Source organism: Pseudomonas sp. HR1, assembly GCF_030175875.1.
Taxonomy (GTDB): domain Bacteria; phylum Pseudomonadota; class Gammaproteobacteria; order Pseudomonadales; family Pseudomonadaceae; genus Chryseomonas; species Chryseomonas oryzihabitans.
In genome coordinates, this window is the sequence record NZ_JASNRF010000005.1 from 1 (window position 1) to 20,681 (window position 20,681).

General features: G+C 66.7%; 16 protein-coding genes and 1 tRNA gene. 11 read left to right on the forward strand and 6 right to left on the reverse strand.

Annotated elements, in window-relative coordinates; translation table 11 throughout:
• Positions 1 to 463: 463 nt before the first annotated feature.
• The 3 genes from mksF to mksB are packed head-to-tail and all read right to left on the reverse strand — an operon-like array spanning position 464 to position 5,191.
• Positions 464 to 3,265, reverse strand: coding sequence for an Mks condensin complex protein MksF (gene mksF, locus QKY98_RS17790; RefSeq protein ID WP_284671337.1), 2,802 nt, complete (start codon positions 3,263 to 3,265; stop codon positions 464 to 466).
• Positions 3,262 to 3,939, reverse strand: coding sequence for an Mks condensin complex protein MksE (mksE, locus tag QKY98_RS17795; protein ID WP_284671338.1), 678 nt, complete (start codon positions 3,937 to 3,939; stop codon positions 3,262 to 3,264). Before mksE ends, mksF begins: the two co-directional genes overlap by 4 nt.
• Positions 3,929 to 5,191: an Mks condensin complex protein MksB gene (mksB, locus tag QKY98_RS17800; protein WP_284671339.1), complete on the reverse strand. Its 1,263-nt coding sequence runs from the start codon at positions 5,189 to 5,191 to the stop codon at positions 3,929 to 3,931. The genes mksE and mksB overlap by 11 nt, the downstream gene beginning before the upstream one ends.
• Before the next feature lie 161 nt (positions 5,192 to 5,352).
• Here mksB and QKY98_RS17805 point away from each other — a divergent pair, with 161 nt between their 5' ends.
• Together QKY98_RS17805 and rimI are read left to right on the forward strand one after the other, a co-directional pair.
• Entirely contained in the window at positions 5,353 to 6,183 is an 831-nt protein-coding gene (locus QKY98_RS17805) for an energy transducer TonB (protein ID WP_284671340.1), read from the forward strand.
• On the forward strand, positions 6,180 to 6,632 hold the full coding sequence (gene rimI / locus QKY98_RS17810; RefSeq protein WP_074584026.1) for a ribosomal protein S18-alanine N-acetyltransferase: 453 nt from the start codon (positions 6,180 to 6,182) through the stop codon (positions 6,630 to 6,632). Before QKY98_RS17805 ends, rimI begins: the two co-directional genes overlap by 4 nt.
• A gap of 13 nt (positions 6,633 to 6,645) precedes the next feature.
• On the opposite strand, the gene QKY98_RS17815 is transcribed toward rimI, so the two are convergent.
• Positions 6,646 to 7,179, reverse strand: a complete 534-nt coding sequence (locus QKY98_RS17815; protein WP_284671341.1) for a hypothetical protein — start codon at positions 7,177 to 7,179, stop codon at positions 6,646 to 6,648.
• A gap of 127 nt (positions 7,180 to 7,306) precedes the next feature.
• Between QKY98_RS17815 and otsB the strand changes: the two genes are divergently transcribed.
• Both otsB and otsA read left to right on the forward strand, forming a co-directional pair.
• On the forward strand, positions 7,307 to 8,065 hold the full coding sequence (gene otsB / locus QKY98_RS17820; RefSeq protein ID WP_284671342.1) for a trehalose-phosphatase: 759 nt from the start codon (positions 7,307 to 7,309) through the stop codon (positions 8,063 to 8,065).
• Position 8,066: 1 nt separating this feature from the next.
• Entirely contained in the window at positions 8,067 to 9,518 is a 1,452-nt protein-coding gene (gene otsA, locus QKY98_RS17825; protein ID WP_027599133.1) for an alpha,alpha-trehalose-phosphate synthase (UDP-forming), read from the forward strand.
• Positions 9,519 to 9,894: 376 nt separating this feature from the next.
• Here the strand turns inward: otsA and QKY98_RS17830 are convergent.
• Together QKY98_RS17830 and QKY98_RS17835 are read right to left on the reverse strand one after the other, a co-directional pair.
• Positions 9,895 to 9,971 (reverse strand) — tRNA-Met (locus QKY98_RS17830).
• Positions 9,972 to 10,103: 132 nt separating this feature from the next.
• Positions 10,104 to 11,018: a MurR/RpiR family transcriptional regulator gene (locus QKY98_RS17835; protein WP_027599134.1), complete on the reverse strand. Its 915-nt coding sequence runs from the start codon at positions 11,016 to 11,018 to the stop codon at positions 10,104 to 10,106.
• Positions 11,019 to 11,248: 230 nt separating this feature from the next.
• Here QKY98_RS17835 and QKY98_RS17840 point away from each other — a divergent pair, with 230 nt between their 5' ends.
• The 7 genes from QKY98_RS17840 to QKY98_RS17870 are packed head-to-tail and all read left to right on the forward strand — an operon-like array spanning position 11,249 to position 20,632.
• The gene (locus tag QKY98_RS17840; protein WP_108582802.1) at positions 11,249 to 13,186 is read left to right on the forward strand and encodes a bifunctional 5-dehydro-2-deoxygluconokinase/5-dehydro-2-deoxyphosphogluconate aldolase; all 1,938 of its coding nucleotides are present in this window, start codon (positions 11,249 to 11,251) and stop codon (positions 13,184 to 13,186) included.
• Between the two features lie 25 nt (positions 13,187 to 13,211).
• Entirely contained in the window at positions 13,212 to 14,111 is a 900-nt protein-coding gene (gene iolE / locus QKY98_RS17845; protein ID WP_042136516.1) for a myo-inosose-2 dehydratase, read from the forward strand.
• Between the two features lie 11 nt (positions 14,112 to 14,122).
• Positions 14,123 to 14,938, forward strand: coding sequence for a 5-deoxy-glucuronate isomerase (gene iolB / locus QKY98_RS17850; RefSeq protein ID WP_284671343.1), 816 nt, complete (start codon positions 14,123 to 14,125; stop codon positions 14,936 to 14,938).
• A gap of 52 nt (positions 14,939 to 14,990) precedes the next feature.
• Complete coding sequence (locus QKY98_RS17855; RefSeq protein ID WP_284671344.1) at positions 14,991 to 16,490, forward strand: CoA-acylating methylmalonate-semialdehyde dehydrogenase; 1,500 nt, start codon at positions 14,991 to 14,993, stop codon at positions 16,488 to 16,490.
• Between the two features lie 13 nt (positions 16,491 to 16,503).
• Positions 16,504 to 18,441, forward strand: coding sequence for a 3D-(3,5/4)-trihydroxycyclohexane-1,2-dione acylhydrolase (decyclizing) (gene iolD / locus QKY98_RS17860; RefSeq protein WP_284671345.1), 1,938 nt, complete (start codon positions 16,504 to 16,506; stop codon positions 18,439 to 18,441).
• Between the two features lie 43 nt (positions 18,442 to 18,484).
• A complete protein-coding gene (gene iolG / locus QKY98_RS17865; protein ID WP_058791981.1) occupies positions 18,485 to 19,495 on the forward strand; it encodes a bifunctional inositol 2-dehydrogenase/D-chiro-inositol 1-dehydrogenase in 1,011 nt (336 codons plus the stop codon).
• Between the two features lie 42 nt (positions 19,496 to 19,537).
• Positions 19,538 to 20,632, forward strand: a complete 1,095-nt coding sequence (locus tag QKY98_RS17870) for a Gfo/Idh/MocA family protein (RefSeq protein ID WP_284671346.1) — start codon at positions 19,538 to 19,540, stop codon at positions 20,630 to 20,632.
• Positions 20,633 to 20,681 lie beyond the last annotated feature (49 nt).

Here is a 20,681-nt window from a genome sequence, read left to right on the forward strand (position 1 = left end):
TCAAGCGCCTAACACCCAGCACCCCCGCTCAGTTCACTCTGGCGGGGGTGTTGTCTTTGGGGCGGGAAAAGTTTGGCCGAGTGCCAGAGCGCCTAGGCGCTAGGAGCAGATGATCGGCCAGAGAAAGCCTAAGGCTGCGTAGCTGAGGTGGCCCTCACCCTAGCCCTCTCCCGGGGGAGAGGAGACCAGGAGCGGAGTGGCGGAGAGCTTGGCGCGGAGCCTGCTAGACGGTCACTGGTGGCACTCCGAAAAGAGCACAGGAGCTACAACAGCCCGGCTATTGCGGCCATGGCAATCCGCCGATGCCGCCGCTCCTGCTAAAAGGCATGCAGTAGGAGCGGCCCATGGCCGCGATCGGATGGTCGGATGTTGGGCGTCGCTGCGCTCAACCCAACCTATCGCAGCGTTACAAGAGCAAGAAAAAGCCCGGCAGATGCCGGGCTTTTTGCGTTCTGGCAGGGGCTCACGCAGGTTCGGGCAGGGCCAGGTCGCGTTTGGCGATGTATTTCCAGTCGGCTTCGTCGATGTAGATGCCGCCGGGGCCGCTGCCGCCTTCGAGGTCGATGGCGACCTGGGCGCTGACCTGGGGTTTGACGCTGGCCAGGATGGGCACGAAGCCCAGTTGCTGGCTGGTCTCGATCAGCGCCTGCTGGTTGCGTTCGTCGATGTCGGCGGCTTCGTCCAGGTAGTAGGGCAGGCGGATCTTGGCGGCCTGCTCCCGGTCCATCAGGTGCAGCAACAGGTACATGTTGGTGAGCGCCTTGATGGTCATGGTGGTGCCGTTGGAGGCGGCGCCGTCGATGTCGGTGTGCAGGATCGGCTGGCCGCCCTGCTTGGTGATCTCGAAGGCTAGCTCGAAGAGGTCCTTGAGGCCGAGTTGGTTGCCGTTGGCGGCCACCAGGCGTGCCAGGTATTCCTTGGCGTCCTCGTTCTTCTGGTCCTGGCTGCTGTCCTGGGTGAGATCGAAGACCGACAGGGTTTCGCCTTCCTCGTACTGACCGGCGCTGTGGATGATCTGGTCGATGTGCTTGAGCGCCTCCTTGTTCGGCGCCAGGACGATGCGGAAGCTCTCCAGATTGGAGACCTGCTTGCGATTGATCTCGCGGTTGAACAGCTGCAGCTGGTGTTCGAGGTTGTCGTAGTCGCTGCGGATGTTTCTCAGGGTGCGGGCGATGTCGGTGACGGCGGCGCGGCGGGCCTTGGCCAGGGTCAGGGCTTCGTCCTGGCGATGGGCATAGGCGTTGACCAGCAGCTGCAGGCGGCGCTCGGGATCTTCCTCGTTGTCGAACTTGGCGACGCCCTTGAGGCGGACCTGGGCATAGAGCGCCTCGATCTGGGTGTCGGCGCGCTGCAGGGCCTGCCAGGTGTCTTGGTAGTCGTTGAGCAGCGGCAGCAGGTTTTCCAGGGAATCGTCGACCGCCTCCATGAAGGGCGTGCCCTGGGGCAGATCGGTGGGCAGTAGCTGGCGGCGGCGCAGGGCGTCGGCCAGGGTGCGGTCCTTGGCTTCCAGGTCGGCCAGCTGGCGACCGATCAGCTGCAGCTTGGCGGAGAGTTGCTGGACGCGCTCGGTGAAGGCGTCGCCGGCGCGTCTCAGTTCGTCCTGGGCGGCTTCCAGCTGGGCCAGCTGTTCGAGCTTCTCGTTTTCCTCGGCACCCAGAGTTTGGCAGCGACGGAAGTCTTCCAGGGCCTTCTGGGCATCCAGGACCTGCTGGTAGAGGGCTTCGGCCTGGGCCTTGCTGGCCTGGCGGTCGAGACTGACACCCTGCTGCGCCTTGAGCTGCTTGAGTTCGCGCTCCAGGCGGTCCTTCTGGTCACGCAGGGCGGCGCGATCGGCGAGGGCCTGCAGGGTGGGTGGCTCGATGCCCGACAGGTCGAGGGACAGGCCCGGCAATTCGAGGCGATCGCCCTGGAAGCGCGCCAGGATGCTTTCGAAGGTCTTTACCCAGTTGCCGTCCTCGCTCAGTTCGACGCCCTTGGGGCCGAGTGGCAGGCTGAACAGCTGGCCATTGAACAGCCGCATTAGGCGGTCGACGTCGGCCTGGCTGAATTCCTCGCGCAGGCGGGCGTAGCTGTTGTTGTCGGCGTGGTCGAGTTGCTGGCGAATAGCCTTGAGGCGCTGCTCCAGTTCGCGGACGCGCTGGTCGAGGTCTTCGCTGCTGAACTGGCGGGCCTGGGACAGGGCGCCGGCCAGTTCGTCGTGGGCGTCCTTGGCGGCCAGCAACTGGGCTTCCAGGGGCGCGGTGGAGTCCACCAGGGCAAAGCGGTGCTTGAGCTGGGCCAGCTCGGCGAGCCAGCGCTGCAGGCTGCTGATCTCGCGCTCGCGGCGCATCAGTTCGCTGGTGCCGTCGCGCTGGCTCTGCTGCAGACCGTCCTGTTCCTGGCGGTAGTGTTCGGTCTGGGCCAGGAGTTCGTCACGGCGGTCCAGGGCGTAGTGCTGCCAGGTGCCGAGCAGACTGTCGAGCAGCGGCGAGAGGCGATGCAGCTTGCCCCTCAGGCGGTCGCGTTGCTCGACGCCATTGGCCAGGGCATCGACCAGCGGGCCGGCGGCGACCAGCGACTGGTAGTCCTGCTCCATGCGACGCACGTCGCGGAAGGCTTCCTCGCAGGCGGCGATGTAGTCGACGCTGCCGGATCTCAGGCTGTGCTCGAAGGCATCGAGAAACAGCTGCTTGAGCTTGGCCGCGGTGATCTCGCGCATGTGCAGCAGGTTGATGAACAGGGCGCGGAAGGTCTTGAGGCTCTGTTCGCTGGTGGATCGCAGCGGGATCAGGGTCAGGTCCAGCGGGACGCTGGTATGGCCGCCAACCAGCAGGCGACGCAATTCCTCGGGTTTGACTTCATAGGCCTTGAGGCCGGCGCGCTCCAGACTGGCGAAGAGTTCGCGCTGGCGCAGGCAGGCGCCGTCGCGCTGGTAGTGGGCCAGGTCCAGTTCGCCGGCATAGGCGAAGAACTGGTGGCCGAAGCCACCGCCCGGGCCACGACCGGCCACACCGATGACGTGGGGGCCGTGGGCCAGGCGCAATTCGATGAGGATGTAGCTGGTGTCGGTGGCGAAGTAGAACTTGCGCGACTGCTCGTTGCTGTACTTGCCGAAGCTCATGTCGGAGAGCCGCGCCAGGATGGGGAATTGCAGGGCGTTGATGGAGGCGCTCTTGCCCAGGTTGTTGGCGCCGTAGACCGACAGCGGCTGTTCCAGCGGGAAGAGGCCGAGGCTGTAGCCGGCGGTGTTGAGCAGGGCGAAGCGGCTGATGCCGTAGCGGATCATAGGTCGAACTCCCGTTCTGCGGCGATGGCGCGGGCCAGGGCAGCCTCTTCGTCATCCTCGTCGGCGCCTTCCTGCTCGCTGCCGTCTTCGTCGCTGGCGAGGGTCGGGGCCGGTAGCGGCAGGTCGCTGGCATGCAGGCCGGCGGCCAGGTCGCGATCCTGCTGCACGGTCAGGCAGACATCGAGAAAGCGGTGCATGGGCGGCAGGAAGCGGTAGGTGCCGTTGCTGTCCAGGGCAAAGCCGAGCTGGGTCAGGCGGCGCAGGATCTTTTCCTCCAGCTCTTCCTGGGTGGTGACCTCGGCCTGCAGAAAGAGGTCGCGGTACTTGTCCAGCAGCGCCGGCAATTCGTGCCGGCCCAGGGTGCCGCCGTCGAGCACGGCCAGGGGGTCGCGGCCCTGGTCGGCCAGGTGCTCGACCAGGATGAAGGTGAACAGCGCCAGGCGCTGGGCGGTCTTGTTGACCTGGGCGCCCATCTGCTCGGGCACGAAGTAGTAGAAGCCGCGCGAATCGCAGACCAGTTCGAAGCCGAGGGCGCGGAACAGGGCGCGGTACTGGTCCTGCTGCTGGCTGAGCTGGGCGTAGCTCTCGGGCTCGCTGCGGGACAGGTGATAGCCCTTGAACAGCTCGCGGAAGATGGGTGCGAGCTGGGTCATTTCGTTGAGATCAAGTTGCATGGGCGTCGCTCGCGAGGGATCGGGCGGTCAGGGCGTAGGAGCACAGGCTGACGCGGTGTTCGAGGGTGTCGTAGTGGCGGCGATCCAGGCGCTGGCGCTGGAAGCGCGTATCGCGGGACAGGCGCGAGAACCAGTAGAGCAACTCGTCGGTGTCGCCGGCCGGCTCCTGTTCCAGCAGCCAGGCCATGAGATCCGGCAGCGGCAGGGCGTCCTGGCAGAGATCGAGCATCTCGCGGGCGGTACGGGGCGCGGCCGGGCGTTCGCTGTCCCGCGGGCGACTGCTCTGGCTGGGAAAGCGCGCCGGTTTGGGCTCGAAGCGCGCCAGGGCGTAGACATAGCTTTCCACCTGGGCGGTGGTGCCGAGAAAGACGCTCTGTGGCCGGCTGAACAGGGGCAGGGCGGCCTGGGGCACGGCGTCGAGGCCCTTGCGGCGGATGGTGGCCAGGGCCAGGGCGGCGCCGCGGGTCACGGCATTGTGCCGACGCGCTTCCTCGCGCAGCGGCAGCAGCAATTCGCGGGCACGTCTGAGCGCCAGCTGGGCGGCGTTGTGCATCTCCAGGATGCGCGCCTGGGTGCGCAGCAGCAGGTCATCGTCGACCAGCTGGCCGAGGCGCTGCTGTTCGCCCAGCAGGTGCAGGAGCACCTGCTCGACGCGGTGGACGCCGCGCTCGAAAGCGCCGTCGGCGGCCACCAGCTGGATCATCGGCTCGACGTATTCGTCCCAGGTGGCCAGCACCTCGGCATAGCGCTGGCGCAGGGGGATCTGGCGATCGCTGGTCTTGGCGCGCTCGGCGACGCCCTCCAGGGCATGGCCGTCGTTGGCCAGCTTCTTGAGGACATCGCGCACGCGCATGTCCAGCAGGCGCAGCTGGCGGACGAGGTCGGGGCCGTCGCGGTTGTCGAAGGCTTCGCGGATGTGGCCGGCGAGGCGCTCCAGGTGGCGCAGGTAGGCCTCGATCTCCAGGCACAGGCCCAGCCGGTGTTCGCGCCTGAGATAGCCGAGGAAATCGTGGATCTGGCCATTGAGTTCGAAGCGATTGGGGCTCTTGGCCACCGGCACCAGGATGTCCAGGCGAATCCAGGTGTTGAGCAGGGCGGTGAGGTCGGCCGGCGTGCGCTCGGGCAGCTGTTCGGCCAGGCGGGCACGCAACTCGGCCAGGCCCAGGGTGCCGCTGTCGAAGTGGGCGCACAGCGGGTCGATGAGGTGCCAGTGTTCGGCGAGGGTACGCAGGACGCGTTTGGGGTCGATCATGGCGGGGACCGCACCAGACAAAAGCGCCATTGTACTCCAGACGCCAGAGCCTTCGATGTGACCGCGGTGGGACCGATGGGCAGGGCGGCCTTTCGATCCGCGGCGATCCGCGCGACAATGCCGCCCCGAATTATCCCGCCGCGTGTCCGAAGGATCCGCCCATGTCCGACCCCGCCACCGCCACCAGCCCCGCGCTTGCCGCCGAGGCGCGTCGTCACGCCTATCTGCAGGCGTTGCAGCTGGATGTCTGGGTGCCGCGCACGGTGTTGCCCTTCGCTGCGCCTTCGCGGCCGGAAGCCCTGTGGGTCGAGGAGCCGGAAGAGGCGCCCGTTGCCGCTCGGGTGGTCCGCCCGGAGCCGGTGGCCAAGGCCGCGCCGGTCGCTGCGGCAGCCGAGGCACCGGCGGCGCATCGGCCGCGTATCGAGATCCCGCGACCCGCTGCGCTGAAGCCGGCCGCGCTTCCCGTGGCCGAGCCGGAACCGGAGCGGGCGCCGCCGCCACCACGGGAGCCAGCGCCGCGCTTTGCCCTGCAGCTGCTCCAGGCCGGGCGTTGCCTGCTGCTGCTGGAGTTGCCCACCGGCGACACCCTGGGTTCGCGCGATCCCGCCTATCTGCTGCTGCGGGATCTGCTGCGCGCTGCCGGCCTGCCGGATACGCCGCGGATCGTCAGTGAAGAACCCATTCGTTGGCCGCTGCTCAACAGCGGCCAACTCGACCAGGGCCCGGCGGCGGCGGCCGAATTCGTGCAGAGCTTCGTCTCGGGGCACCAGGAGCGCCTGGGCGAAGGCCTGGGCCTCTGGCTGATCGGCGTGGCCGCGCGACGCTGCAGTGGCGTCGCGGATGCGCAGCTCACGGGGGTGGAGCAGGACACCGCCCTGGGACCGGCCTGGCTGGTGCCGGGACTGGATATCTTGATGGAAGAGCCGGCCGCCAAGGCCGCGCTCTGGCAAGCCATGCGCCCGTTGCGGCGCCGCTGGATGGAACAGCAATGAACGATGCGGTGAGCTTTCGGCGGATGACCGAAGCCGATCTGAACACGGTATTGAAGATCGAATATCAGGCCTTCAGCCACCCCTGGACCCGCGGCATCTTTACCGATGCGCTGAAGTCCTACGACTGCTGGGTGATGACGGCCGGCGAGCAGCAGGTGGGGCACGGGGTGATCAACGTCATCCTCGACGAGGCCCATCTGCTCAACATCACCATCAAGCCGGAAAGTCAGGGCCGTGGTCTCGGTCTGCGGCTGCTGGAACACCTCCTGCAGGAAGCACGCAAGGCTAAGGCCAACGAGTGCTTTCTGGAGGTGCGTGCCAGCAACCAGGCGGCCTACCGGTTGTATGAACGCTATGGCTTCAACGAGATCGGCCGCCGGCGGGACTATTATCCCGCGGTCGGCGGCCGGGAAGATGCGCTGGTGATGGCCTGTACGCTGCTCGACTAGGCCTTCAGCGGTTTCAGTGATCGGCGCGCTTTTCGTCCAGGTCCAGACCGGTGTCTCCGGCGAGGTCTTCGTCGTTCGCATCCAGATCGGCGTAGCGGGCGTCTCTCTGGGTCTCGGCTTCGTTGGGTTCGTCGGCTTCGCCGTCCCAGGCCTGGCCGTCCAGGGGATGACTGCGACCGAGTTCGGCTTCGTCCTGGCCGGAGCCGCCGCCGATGTCGCTGTTCTCGACCACGCTCAGCTCCTTGTCGTTGGGCCAGGCATCGCCGTAGTCGGTCGGCGAGCGGGCACCCGTCTCGTCCAGCAGGGTCTCCGGACTGGCGTCGTCCATGGTCGGTTGATGATCCAGGGTCTCGCCACCGGTCATGCCGGCCTGGCGCACGCGCTCTTCGGGAAACTGGCCTTCGTAGTCGCGTTCATCCATCTCGTCGCCGGCACGGCCCTGACGCTCGTCCTTGCGATCGCTGAAGTCGAGTTCGCGCATGTCGCCCATGCGGTCCTGGATGTCGTCGATCTCTTCGGGGGTCTTGGTGATATCGGGCTTGTTCATGGTGGTCTCCAAAGGCAGGGCTGCTAGAGCATCTCCCTGAATCCGACTACGAGCCGGCAAGGGGAATTCCTCGGCACTGCCGGAAGGTGTGAACGAACCATACGGTGACCCGGCAGTCGTACCTTCCATGATCGACCTCGACAGCCTCACCTCATCGGGCCAGCCGCTGGCCTTCTTCTTCGATCTGGATGGCACCCTGGCAGAACTGCAGCCACGTCCGGAACAGGTTTTCATTCCCGCCGAAACTCTCGCTGCGCTCGAGCAGCTGGCGCGCCACCATGGCGTCGCCGTGGTTTCCGGGCGACCGCTGGCGGAGATCGACGGATTCACCAGGCCGCTGCAACTGCCGGCGGCTGGCGTACATGGTGCCGAATGGCGCGATCCCCAAGGCGAGATCCATCGGGTGACCCTGGACGCCGCGGTGCTGGCGCAGGTCGGCGCCCGCCTGGAAGCGGCCCTGGCCGACCATCCGGACCTGCTGCTGGAGCGCAAGAGCGTGGCCTTCGCCCTGCACTATCGCCAGGCGCCGGACAAGGAAGCCCTAGTGCGCGAACTGGCCGAAGGCATCGTCGCCGACCATCCCGAATTCAAGTTGCAACCGGGCAAGTGCGTCTTCGAACTCAAGCCCGCTGCGGCGAGCAAGGGCGAGGCCATCGCCCGTTTTCTCGAACTGGAACCCTTTGCCGGCTGCCTGCCGGTGTTTCTCGGCGACGATCGTACCGATGAAGAGGGGTTCACTGTCGTCAATGCGCGAGGCGGTCTGACCGTCAAGGTAGGAGAGGGGGAGACGGTCGCCAAGACCCGCCTGCCTTCGGTGGAAGCGGTAGCCCTCTGGCTGCAGCAGCTGAGCCGTGACCTCGCGCCACATTATAAGCAAGGAGATTAGGATGAGCCGTTTAGTGGTGGTATCGAATCGGGTGGCCCCGATCGAAGAAGGCAAGGCGACCGCGGGTGGTCTGGCAGTGGGCGTACTGGACGCCCTGCGCAAGTCGGGCGGCATCTGGTTCGGCTGGAACGGCGAGACGGTCAAGGAAAACGGGCCGGCCAAGACCCAGACCAAGGACAACATCGACTACGTGACCTTTGGCCTGACCAAGCGCGACTACGACCACTACTACCGCGGTTTCTCCAACGCCACCCTCTGGCCGATCTTCCACTACCGGATCGATCTGGCGCGCTATAACCGGGAAGAGTACGACGGCTATCGGCGTGTCAACATGGCCATGGCCGAGCGCCTGAAGCCCCTGCTCAAGCCCGATGACATCATCTGGGTGCACGACTATCACCTGATTCCCTTCGCCGAAGCCTGCCGCATGCTGGGCATCCGCAATCGCATCGGCTTCTTCCTGCACATTCCCTTTCCGGCGCCGGAGATCCTCACCGCGATCCCGCCACACAACGAATTGCTCAAGACCCTGTGCTTCTATGACCTGATCGGCTTCCAGACCGACACCGACCAGCTGGCCTTCCAAGACTACATCACCCGCGAGGTACGCGGCGTGCTGGAGAAGGACGGCAGCCTGACCGCCTACGGGCATAACTTCCGGGTGGGCGTCTATCCCATCGGCGTGATGCCGGACGTCATCCAGAAGCAGGCCGAGTCCTATCGCACGCGGCGCCAGTTCATCTCGCGCAGCATCGAGGGCGTGCCCTACAAGACCATCGTCAGCGTCGACCGCCTCGACTACTCGAAGGGGCTGGTGGAGCGCTTCCAGGCGTTCGAGAAGCTGCTGGAGCATTTCCCCGAGCATCACCGGGCGGTGCAGTTCGTGCAGATCGCGCCTTCGTCGCGGGCAGACGTGGTCTCCTACCAGAACATCCGCCGTCAGCTGGAGAGCCATGCCGGCCATATCAACGGGCATTTCTCCGAGCTGGACTGGACGCCGATCCGCTACCTGAACAAGAGCTATGACCGGCGCACGGTGATGGGGCTGTTCCGCTCCTCCGACGTGGGTCTGGTGACGCCGCTGCGCGATGGCATGAACCTGGTGGCCAAGGAGTACGTGGCGGCCCAGGACCCGGAAAATCCGGGCGTGCTGGTGCTGTCGCGCTTCGCCGGGGCGGCGCGCGAACTCAACTCCGCGCTGATCGTGAATCCCTATGACCATGTCGGCATGGCCGAGGCGCTGGACCGGGCGCTGCGCATGCCGCTGGAAGAGCGCAAGTCGCGCTATGAGGACATGATGCGGGTGATCCGCCAGGCCGACCTGGCATCCTGGCGCGACAACTTCCTGCGCGACCTGCGGGCCTTCAGCTCCAAGGCGCTGGTACAGTCCATCGACACCCAGGACGCGGCGGCTGTGGAAGAGGTGGAGAGCAAGCAGAAGGTCGCCCTGTAGGCTGCTTGCGCGGTGATCGAGCCCGGCCTAGGTCGGGCTTTTTCATGGGCGGGGCTGAGGTCTGGCGTGAAGGGGGCCCTCACCCTAGCCCTCTCCCGGGGGGAGAGGGGACGAAGAGCGGCGCTGCCTGTGGCTTGGGTCTGCTTGGGCGGGACTTATCTGCGGTAGCGGGGCGTTCCCTCACCCTAGCCCTCTCCCGAGGGGAGAAGGGACGAAGAGCGGTGCCAGATGTGGCTTGGGCGACTTATCCGTGGAGGCAGGGCGTTCCCTCACCCTAACCCTCTCCCGGAGGGAGAGGGGACGAAGAGCGGTGCCACGGTGGACTTTTTCGTGGGCAATAAAAAAGGGCCAGCTTACGCTGACCCTTGAAAATAGGTGGTGGCTACGCAGGGACTTGAACCCCGGACCCCAGCATTATGAATGCTATGCTCTAACCAGCTGAGCTACGTAGCCATCCGAGGCGCGCATTATTGGCAAGGCGCCGGTGGCTGTCAAGCCTTCTGCTCAAGAAATTTCTGTTTGTCGATCAAGCGTTTGCGCAGCCCTGTCGGGACCTGGCCGGCTGCTGCGTCCGGCCGCTCCCGGCTAGTCGTCCTCGTCCAGCGGCAGCTGGATCTCGTCCATCTTCAGCTCCAGGCGATAGCCCAGGGCCAGGAACAGCGCCTGGCACAGGCAGAGGGTGGCGCTCAGGGAGCGGAAGGCGAAGGCGCTGCCCTCGTTGACCAGCAGCAGCGAATCGGCGCGCTTGGCCAGGGGCGAGAGGTTGCTGTCGGTGATGATCAGCGTCTTGGCCTTGTGGTGCTGGGCGATGCGCACGCACTGCTGACTTTCCTTGCCATAGGGGCTGAAGCTGATGGCGATCAGCAGGTCGCCCTGGGCGATGCTGCGCATCTGCTCGCGATAGCCGCCGCCCAGGCCGGTGATGAGGTGGATGCGCTTGTTGGTGTGCTGCAGGTTGTAGACCAGGTAGTCGGCCACGGCGAAGGAGCGGCGCACCCCCACCACATAGATGTTCTCGGCGTTCACCAGCAGGTCGACGGCCTTGTCGAAGGCGGCGTCGTCCAGTTCCTCGGCCAGTCGATCCAGACCCGAGCGGGTGGCGTTGATGCATTCGCGGGCCAGATCGCCGCTGCTGGCGCGCTGGCTCTTGTTGGCGATCATGCTGCGGATGCGCTGCTGGTAGTTCTGCACCGGCGTGGTCTTGTGGGTGTAGGCCTCGCGAAACAGCGCCTGCATCTCGCTGAAGCCCTTGAAGCCGAAGCGCTGGGAGAAGCGCACGATGGCCGAGGGGTGCACCTCGCACTGCCCGGCGATATCGCTGATGCGATCCACCATGACCCTGTCGCTCTGCTGGCTGACATAGGCGGCCACCCGTTTCAGCTGGCGCGGCAGGGCCTCGTAGTCACGGGCGATGCAGGCCAGCAACTGCTCGACGTTGCCGGGCGGATCGGCCAGCGGCGCGCTGCTGAGGGGGTCGTCGGCCGGGGAGTCGGAGGACATGGGCTATCTCACGGTAGGGATTCTTGTGCCGGCAACTTAACCCATTCGCCGGGCGGCGTCGAAGTGGGGCGGCAGGAGCAGTGTACGCCAGTTATGGAAATTAAATTCCATAAAATCTCATGTGGAAAATTTGTTGATTTGTCCGCGGCGTCGTTCTAGCCTGAGCTCACTCACACGTTCGGCCCCTCGGGTCCGCGCGGTTGGCCGATAACAATAAGCAGGAGCCACCCATGGGTGATCATTTCTTCGCCAGCGGGCGCCAGTTGGATGTCATCTGCCTGGGTCGACTGGGCGTCGACCTCTATGCGCAGCAGATCGGGGCGCCGCTGGAAGACGTCAGCAGCTTCGCCAAGTACCTGGGGGGATCCTCCGCCAACATCGCCTTCGGCACCGCGCGCCTGGGGTTGAAGTCGGCGATGCTGACCCGGGTCGGCGACGACCATATGGGCCGCTTCCTGACCCGGACGCTGGCGCAGGAAGGCTGCGACACCCGCGGCATCCAGGTGGATCGCGAGCGCCTCACCGCCCTGGTGCTGCTGGGCATCAAGGACCGCGAGACCTTTCCCCTGGTGTTCTATCGTGAGAATTGCGCCGACATGGCGCTGGGCGCGGACGACATCGACGAGGCCTTCATCGCCAGCGCCAAGGCGCTGTTGATCACCGGTACCCACTTCTCCACCGAGGGCGTGTTCCAGGCCAGCAGCCGGGCCCTGGACTATGCCGAGCGTAATGGCGTGAAGCGGGTGCTGGACATCGACTACCGCCCGGTGCTCTGGGGGCTGACCGGCAAGGCCGATGGCGAGACCCGTTTCATCGCCAGTGCCGAGGTCAGCGCCCATGTGCAGCGCATCCTGCCGCGCTTCGACCTGGTGGTGGGCACCGAGGAGGAATTCCAGATCGCCGGGGGCAGCGAAGACCTGCTCACCGCGCTGCGCCGGGTGCGCGAGGTGACCGCGGCGACCCTAGTGGTCAAGCTCGGCGCCCAGGGCTGCACGGTGCTCCACGGCGCCATCCCGGCGCGTCTCGAGGACGGCGAGATCCATCGTGGTATCCGCGTCGAAGTGCTCAATGTGCTGGGCGCCGGCGATGCCTTCATGTCCGGCTTCCTGCGCGGCTGGCTGACCGGTGGCGACGATGCCGAATGCTGTCGGCTGGCCAATGCCTGCGGCGGACTGGTGGTGTCGCGCCATGGCTGCGCCCCGGCCATGCCGACCCTGGCCGAACTGGACTACCTCCACCACAGTCCGGTGCCCATCACCCGACCCGACCTCGATCCCGTGCTCACCCGGCTGCACCGGGTCAGCGTCCGCCACCGCGCCTGGCAACAGCTGTTCATCTTCGCCTTCGATCACCGCTACCAGCTGGTGGAAAGCGCCCAGCAGGTGGGCGCCGATCCGGCGCGGATTCCGGCGCTCAAGCAGTTGTTCGTCCAGGCCATCGAGCAGGTCGAACAGGATCTGGCGCGGCAGGGCGTGGCGGCCAATGTCGGGCTGCTGGCCGACGAGCGTTTCGGCCAGGATGCGCTGAACGCCGCCACCGGCCGTGGCTGGTGGGTGGCGCGGCCGGTGGAGCTGCAGAACTCGCGGCCGCTGGCCTTCGAACACGGTCGCTCGGTGGGCAGTAATCTGCTGAGCTGGCCGGGCGAACAGATCATCAAGTGCCTGGTGCAATTCCACCCGGACGACGAGCCGCTGCTGCGCCTGGAGCAGGAAGCCCAGCTGAAGGGGCTGTACCAGGCGGCCCAGGCCAGCGGTCATGAACTCCTGCTGGAGGTCATCCCGCCGAAGAACCATGCGTCCAGCCGGCCGGACGTGCTCTATCGCGCCATCAAGCGGCTGTACAACCTGGGCATCTATCCCGAGTGGTGGAAGATCGAGGCGCAGCCGGCCGCCGTCTGGAGGCAACTCGACCAGTTGATTGCCGAGCGCGATCCCCATTGCCAGGGCGTTGTGCTGCTGGGCCTCAACGCCCCGGCCGAGGAGCTGGCCGAAGGCTTTCGGCAGGCCAGTGCCAGCCAGCGCTGCCAGGGTTTCGCCGTGGGCCGGACCATCTTCGCCCAGCCGAGTCGGGCCTGGCTGGCCGGCGAGCTCGACGACCGCGCGCTGATCGCGCAGATCCGCAGCAACTTCGAATTCCTGATCCAGGCCTGGCGCGACGCCCGCGCCTGATCGCCTCCTGACGAGCAAGGCTGACATGACCGCACAACAACAACTCAAGATCGGCATCAACCCCATCTCCTGGGCCAACGACGACCTGCCGGCCCTGGGCGGCGACACCCCGCTGGAAACCATCCTGCGCGAGGGCAAGGAAATCGGCTTCCAGGGCTTCGAGCTGGGCGGCAAGTTTCCCAGCGAGCCGAAGGCGCTGGGCGAGGTGCTCGGCGAGCATGACCTGGAACTGGTGTCCGGCTGGTATTCCAGCGGTCTGGCGCACCGTGACGTCGAGGCCGAAATCGAGGCGATCCGTCCCCATTGCCGGCTGCTGGCCGAGAACGGCGCCAGGGTACTGGTCTATGGCGAGGTGGCCGGCTCCATCCAGGGGCAGCGGATTCCCCTGATCGAGCGGCCGCGCTTCCACAGCGACGCCGCCTGGCAGACCTATGCCGAGAAGCTCGATCGGCTGGCCGCCTTCACCCTGACCCAGGGCCTGCGCCTGGCCTATCACCACCACATGGGCGCCTATGTGGAAGCGCCCGAGGACATCGCCCGGCTGATGGCGCTGACCTCTCCGGACGTCGGCCTGCTGTTCGATGCCGGTCACTGCTACATGGGCGGTGGCGATCCCCTGAGCGTGCTGCAGCAACATATCGACCGGGTCTGCCATGTGCACTTCAAGGACGTGCGCAAGGCCGTGGTGCAGCTGGCGCGCAACAACCAGTGGAGCTTTCCGGATTGCATCCTCAACGGCACCTTCACCGTGCCGGGGGATGGCGACATCGACTTCTCGGCGCTGCTCAAGGTGCTGGTTGCCGCCGGCTACCAGGGCTGGCTGGTGGTGGAAGCCGAGCAGGACCCGGCGGTGGCGCCGGCCTACGAATACGCCAAGAAGGGCTACGACCATCTGCGCCAGCTGGTGGCGCAGGCCACTGCCTGAGGAGACCTGTGATGAATCTGCTCGTCAAAGCCGACCGGAGCGCCCGCGACATCGTCAGTGTCCCGGCCGGTGCCCTGGACTATGTCGGCTTCGCCGCCCATCGCTTGCAAGCGGGCAAGTCCCTGCCGGTGCTGGCGGGTGACCTGGAGGTCTGCATCGTGCTGCTCAGCGGCGGCGCCAGTATCGAAGGCGGGCATCCGCAACTGGGCGACTTCGCCTGGCGCGGGCTGGCCGGGCGCCAGAGCGTCTTCGAGGACGTCTCGCCCTATGCCGCCTACCTGCCGCCCGGTAGCGAGGCGCGGGTGACCGCCGACAGCATCGCCGAAATCGCCGTCTGCACCTCGCCGGGCAATCCGGTGGTGGCAGACCGGCTGCCGCCGCGGCTGATCGAGCCGGCGAGCATGCAGCGATCCACCCGCGGCAAGGGCGCCAATACCCGTTATGTCTGCGACATCCTGCCGGACACGGCGGCCGCCCATTCGCTGCTGGTGGTGGAGGTGCGCACTCCGTCCGGGCATTCCTCCAGCTATCCGCCCCATCGCCACGACCGCGACAACCTGCCGGCGGAGAGTCTGCTGGAGGAGTCCTACTACCACCGCATCGATCCGGGACAGGGCTTCGTCTTCCAGCGCGTCTACACCGACGAGCGCGACCTGGACCAGGCCATGGCGGTGGAGGACCACGACGTGGTGCTGGTGCCGCGCGGCTATCACCCGGTCAGCGTGCCCTATGGCTACGAGTCCTATTACCTCAACGTGATGGCCGGTCCCCGGCGCGTCTGGAAGTTCCACAACGATCCGCAGCACGAGTGGCTGCTGACGCGCTAATCCCTTTCGCACGCGCCGCAGCGGCGACCCTCAGGACACCAGGAGCCAGAACATGAGCGACACCCCTGTCATCGGGCACTACATCAACGGCGCGGTCTCGACCCAGGCCGAGCGCTTCAGCGACGTCTTCAACCCGGCCGAGGGCGTGGTCCAGGCGCGGGTCGCCCAAGCCACGGTGCAGACCGTGGACCAGGCCGTCGCCGCGGCCAAGGCGGCCTTTCCCGAATGGTCCGAGCAATCGGCGCTGCGGCGGGCGCGCATCCTGTTCCGCTTCAAGGAGCTGCTCGACCAGCACCACAAGGAACTGGCGGCGCTGATCACCCGCGAGCACGGCAAGGTGCTGTCCGACGCCATGGGCGAGGTAACCCGCGGCATCGAGGTGGTGGAATTCGCCTGCGCCGCGCCGCACCTGGCCAAGACCAGCTACAGCGACAACATCGGCGGCGGCATCGACAACTGGAATCTGCGCCAGCCGCTGGGCGTGTGCGCCGGCATTACCCCCTTCAATTTCCCGGTGATGGTGCCGCTGTGGATGATTCCCATGGCGCTGGCCACCGGCAACACCTTCATCCTCAAGCCTTCCGAACGCGATCCTTCCGCCAGCCTGTTGCTCGCTGAGCTGCTCAAGCAGGCGGGGCTGCCGGATGGCGTGTTCAACGTGGTCCAGGGTGACAAGGTGGCGGTGGACGCCCTCCTGCAGCACCCGGACGTGGAGGCCATCTCCTTCGTCGGCTCCACGCCCATCGCCGAATACATCCACCAGGAAGGTACCCGTCATGGCAAGCGTGTCCAGGCCCTCGGCGGCGCCAAGAACCACATGATCGTGATGCCCGACGCCGACCTGGACCAGGCCGCCGATGCCCTGATCGGTGCCGGTTTCGGTTCGGCCGGCGAGCGCTGCATGGCCATCTCCATCGCCGTGGCGGTGGGCGAGGTGGGCGATGCCCTGATCGAGAAACTGCTGCCGCGCATCGACGCCCTGCGGATACGCAACGGCGTGGAAGCCGATGCCGACATGGGCCCACTGGTGACCGGTCAGCACAAGGCCAAGGTCGAGGGCTACATCACCAAGGGGGTGGAGGAGGGCGCCAGGCTGCTGGTGGATGGTCGCAACTTCAAGGTGCCCGGCGCCGAGAACGGCTTCTTCGTTGGCGCCACCCTGTTCGATGGCGTGACCCCGGAGATGACCATCTACAAGGAAGAGATCTTCGGCCCGGTGCTGGGCATCGTGCGGGTACCGGACTTCTCCAGCGCGGTGGCGCTGATCAACGCCCACGAATTCGGCAACGGCGTCTCCTGCTTCACCAGCGACGGCGGCATCGCCCGCGCCTTCGCCCGCACCATCAAGGTGGGCATGGTCGGCATCAACGTGCCCATCCCGGTGCCCATGGCCTGGCATTCCTTCGGCGGCTGGAAGAGATCGCTGTTCGGCGATCACCACGCCTATGGCGAGGAAGGCCTGCGCTTCTACACCCGCTACAAGAGCGTGATGCAGCGCTGGCCCGACAGCATCGCCAAGGGCGCCGAATTCAGCATGCCCACCGCCAAGTGACCGGGGAGAAGCCATGAGCACCCAACGTCTGACCATGGCCCAAGCCCTGGTTAAATTTCTCGACAACCAGTACCTCAGCGTCGATGGCGTCGAGACCAGGTTCGTCGCCGGCGTCTTCACCATCTTCGGCCATGGCAATGTGCTCGGCCTCGGCCAGGCGCTGGAGCAGGACGCCGGCGACCTGGTGGTGCACCAGGGGCGCAACGAGCAGGGCATGGCCCATGCCGCCACCGGTTTCGCCAAGCAGAAGCTGCGCCGGCAGATCTATGCCTGCACCTCCTCGGTGGGGCCGGGCGCGGCCAATATGCTGACCGCCGCGGCCACCGCCACCGCCAACCGTATCCCGCTGTTGCTGCTGCCGGGGGACGTCTATGCCAGTCGCCAGCCCGATCCGGTGTTGCAGCAGATCGAGCAATTCCACGACCTGTCGATCAGCACCAACGATGCCTTCCGCGCGGTGAGCAAGTACTGGGACCGCATCAACCGCCCCGAGCAACTGATGAGCGCGGCGATCAACGCCATGCGCGTGCTGACCGATCCGGCCGAGACCGGCGCCGTGACCCTGGCGCTGCCCCAGGATGTGCAGGGCGAGGCCTACGACTATCCCGACTACTTCTTCGCCAAGCGGGTGCACCGCCTGGATCGCCGGCCGCCGGTGGCTGCCGCCATCGAGGAGGCGGTTGGACTGCTCAAGCGCAAGCGCAAGCCGCTGCTGATCTGCGGCGGTGGGGTGAAGTATTCCGGCGCCGCCGAGGCCCTGCAGCGCTTCGCCGAGCGCTTCGAGATTCCCTTCGCCGAGACCCAGGCCGGCAAGAGCGCGGTCGTCTCCAGCCACGAACTCAATGTCGGCGGCATCGGCGAGACCGGCTGCCTGGCCGCCAACCTGCTGGCCCTGGAAGCGGATCTGATCATTGGCGTGGGCACCCGCTACACCGATTTCACCACCTCCTCGAAATGGCTCTACCAGCATCCCGAGGTGGAATTCCTCAATCTCAACGTGGCCGCCTTCGACGCCGGCAAGCTCGACGGCCTGGCCGTGGTGGCCGATGCCCGCGAAGCCCTCCTGGCCCTGACCGAGGCGCTAGGGGCTACCGACTACCGCGCCGGCTGGGGCGGTCAGGTCGGAGAGGCGCGCGAGCGCTATCGCCAGGAGGTGGAACGGGTCTATGCGGTCGGCTACACCGGCGCCGACTTCGTACCGGAGATCGACGACGACCTGCCGCGCGCGGTGCTGGAGGAATTCGTCCGCCTGACCGGTTCGTCCCTGACCCAGAGCCAGGTGCTCGGCCGCCTCAACGAGCGGCTGGACGACGACGCCATCATCGTCGCCGCCGCCGGCAGCCTGCCGGGTGACCTGCAGCGCGCCTGGCAGAGCAAGGGCGTCAACACCTACCACCTGGAATACGGCTATTCCTGCATGGGCTACGAGATCAACGCCGCCCTCGGCGTGAAGCTGGCCGAGCCCGAGCGCGAGGTCTATGCGCTGGTCGGCGACGGTTCCTACCAGATGCTGCACTCGGAGCTGGCCACCTCCATCCAGGAGCGGCGCAAGATCAACGTGGTGCTGCTCGACAACATGACCTTCGGTTGCATCAACAACCTGCAGGTCGGCCATGGCATGGGCAGCTTCGGCACCGAATTCCGCTACCGCAATCCGGAGACCGGCCGGCTCGACGGCGACTTCGTGCCGGTGGACTTCGCCATGAGCGCCGCCGCCTACGGCTGCAAGACCTACAGCGTGCGCACCCTGGAAGAGCTGGAAGCGGCCCTGACCGATGCCCGGCGGCAAACGGTTTCCACCCTGATCGACATCAAGGTGCTGCCCAAGACCATGCTGCACGGCTACCTGTCCTGGTGGCGGGTCGGCGGCGCGGAGGTCTCCACCAGCGAAAAGATCGCCGCCGTCGCCCGGGTGCTCAGGGAAAAAGCCGCCCAGGCCCGCCAGTACTGAGCGCCGCTCACTCCACAACAAGTCCAAATCGGAGAATGAAGTCATGACCTTGAACATCGGTGTCATCGGGACCGGCGCCATCGGCCGCGAACACATCCGCCGCCTGAGCCACACCCTGCTGGGCAGTCGCGTGGTGGCGGTGACCGACATCAACGCCGAACAGGCCGCCCGGGTGGTCCAGGAGCTGGGCATCACCGCAGAGGTCTATGCCGACGGCCATGCGCTGATCGCCGCCGCGGACGTCCAGGCGGTGCTGGTCGCTTCCTGGGGCCCGACCCACGAGGAATACGTGCTGGCCGCCATCGCCGCCGGCAAGCCGGTGTTCTGCGAAAAGCCCCTGGCGACCACCGCCGAGGGCTGCCGGCGCATCGTCGAAGCCGAGCAGGCCCACGGCAAGCGACTGGTGCAGGTGGGTTTCATGCGGCCCTACGACGCCGGTTATCGCCAGCTCAAGGCAGTGGTCGACGCCGATCGCATCGGCGCGCCGCTGATGATCCACGCCGCTCACCGCAATCCCACGGTGAGCGAGCACTACAGCACCGACATGGCCATCACCGACACCCTGATCCACGAGATCAACGTGCTGGCCTGGCTGCTGGACGATCACTATGTGTCCGCCCAGGTGGTGTTCCCGCGCAAGGCGCCGGCGGCGCGCGAGCACCTGCGCGATCCCCAGGTGGTGCTGCTGGAAACGGCCAAGGGCGTGCGCATCGACGTCGAGGTGTTCGTCAATTGCCAGTACGGCTACGACATCCAGTGCGAGATCGTCGGCGAGCGCGGCATCGCCCGCCTGCCGGAGCCGACCTCGGTGCAGTTGCGCAGCGAGGCGCGGCTGTCCAACGAGATCCTGATGGATTGGAAGGACAGATTCATCGCCGCCTACGACGTGGAGCTGCAGGCCTTTATCGACGACCTCGCCGCTGGCCAGCTGACTGGGCCATCGTCCTGGGACGGCTATATCGCCGCGGTCACCGCCGACGCCTGCATCAAGGCCCAGGACAGCGGCGCCATCGAGCCGGTGACCCTGCCCAGCCGGCCGGCCTTCTACGACTAGGTCGCCCGCGGGGATGAGCTGCCTGCAGGGGAGGCTCCGCACGTGAGAATCGGACTGGTCGGCTACGACGGCCCCGGGCGCCTGCTGCAGGCGCCGCTGATCGCCAGCACCCCGGGCGCCCAGCTGGTGGGGGTGGTGACCGGCTCCACGGCGCCCTGCGCCGAGCTGAGCAGGGCCTATCCCGGCGTCACCTGCCATCCCGACATGGCCGGTCTGATCGCCGCCGGGGTGGACAGCCTGGTGATCGCCACGCCCCTCGGCGAACGGGCGGCGCAGGTGCGGGAGGCGTTGCTGCGGGGCCTGCCGGTGGTCTGCGCGGCGCCGCTGGCGAGGACCCTGGCAGAGGCCGAGGAGCTGCTGGCGCTGGCCGAACGGCTCGGCGTCCCGCTCTGCATCCATCAACCGCGCCGCTGGGATTCGGATCTGCTTACCCTGGCCCGCCTGCTGCGCGAGAAGCGCCTGGGCCGGGTACGCCTCTTCGAGTCGCGCCTGCAACTGACGGACCTGACTGCGGCGGGCCTGGGCACCGAGGCGGGCCTGCTCCTCGAACTGGGCAGCCATCTGGTGGACCAGGCGCTGCTGCTGTTCGGGCCGGTCGAACGGGTCTATGCCGAGGCGCAGTTCCCCCGTGGCGATCCCGCGCGGGAGCGGGAATTCTTTCTGTCCCTGCGTCATCGCTCGGGGGTGGTCTCGCACCTTTCGGGCAGCGGCTTGCAGCGCTGTCCGCAGCGGTTGCGGGTAGTCGGCGAGCGGGGCGTCTATAGCGTCGATGGCCTGGACGGCCAGGCCGAGGCTTTACGGCAGGGCCGTACCCCACGCAGCGAAAAGGCCAGCTGGGGCGCCGAGGAGCATCAGCGCTGGGGCTGGTTGAGCATGGGCGAGGAGCGCTCGCGGGTGCCGAGCGAACGGGGCCGCTGGGACCTGTTCTACGAGAGCTGGCTGGCCGCCCTGACCCAGGGCGCGCCCTTGCCGGTCACGCCGCGGGAAACCCTGGCCTGCCAGGCGATCCTGGAGGCGGCGCGGCAGAGTGCCCGAACGGGCGAAAGTCTTGCGGTAGAGAGCCTCGCAGAGACGGCGGAGCGGCCGCGGGCAGGTGCCCAGGGCCGCGCGCGGCAGTCGTCCGCGAATGTCGAATGAAATTTCTATTTTGCTCTTGTTGTGGAATTAAATTTCCAATAGAGTCGAG

Excerpts from the sequence above, each read along its gene's own strand:
- QKY98_RS17815 (WP_284671341.1), bottom strand. The coding sequence starts at position 7,179 with ATGAACAAGCCCGATATCACCAAGACCCCCGAAGAGATCGACGACATC.
- iolD (WP_284671345.1), top strand. The coding sequence starts at position 16,504 with ATGAGCACCCAACGTCTGACCATGGCCCAAGCCCTGGTTAAATTTCTC.
- otsB (WP_284671342.1), top strand. The coding sequence starts at position 7,307 with ATGATCGACCTCGACAGCCTCACCTCATCGGGCCAGCCGCTGGCCTTC.
- mksE (WP_284671338.1), bottom strand. The coding sequence starts at position 3,939 with ATGCAACTTGATCTCAACGAAATGACCCAGCTCGCACCCATCTTCCGC.
- iolB (WP_284671343.1), top strand. The coding sequence starts at position 14,123 with ATGAATCTGCTCGTCAAAGCCGACCGGAGCGCCCGCGACATCGTCAGT.
- QKY98_RS17805 (WP_284671340.1), top strand. The coding sequence starts at position 5,353 with ATGTCCGACCCCGCCACCGCCACCAGCCCCGCGCTTGCCGCCGAGGCG.
- QKY98_RS17835 (WP_027599134.1), bottom strand. The coding sequence starts at position 11,018 with ATGTCCTCCGACTCCCCGGCCGACGACCCCCTCAGCAGCGCGCCGCTG.
- rimI (WP_074584026.1), top strand. The coding sequence starts at position 6,180 with ATGAACGATGCGGTGAGCTTTCGGCGGATGACCGAAGCCGATCTGAAC.
- QKY98_RS17855 (WP_284671344.1), top strand. The coding sequence starts at position 14,991 with ATGAGCGACACCCCTGTCATCGGGCACTACATCAACGGCGCGGTCTCG.
- otsA (WP_027599133.1), top strand. The coding sequence starts at position 8,067 with ATGAGCCGTTTAGTGGTGGTATCGAATCGGGTGGCCCCGATCGAAGAA.
- mksB (WP_284671339.1), bottom strand. The coding sequence starts at position 5,191 with ATGATCGACCCCAAACGCGTCCTGCGTACCCTCGCCGAACACTGGCAC.
- QKY98_RS17840 (WP_108582802.1), top strand. The coding sequence starts at position 11,249 with ATGGGTGATCATTTCTTCGCCAGCGGGCGCCAGTTGGATGTCATCTGC.
- mksF (WP_284671337.1), bottom strand. The coding sequence starts at position 3,265 with ATGATCCGCTACGGCATCAGCCGCTTCGCCCTGCTCAACACCGCCGGC.
- iolE (WP_042136516.1), top strand. The coding sequence starts at position 13,212 with ATGACCGCACAACAACAACTCAAGATCGGCATCAACCCCATCTCCTGG.
- iolG (WP_058791981.1), top strand. The coding sequence starts at position 18,485 with ATGACCTTGAACATCGGTGTCATCGGGACCGGCGCCATCGGCCGCGAA.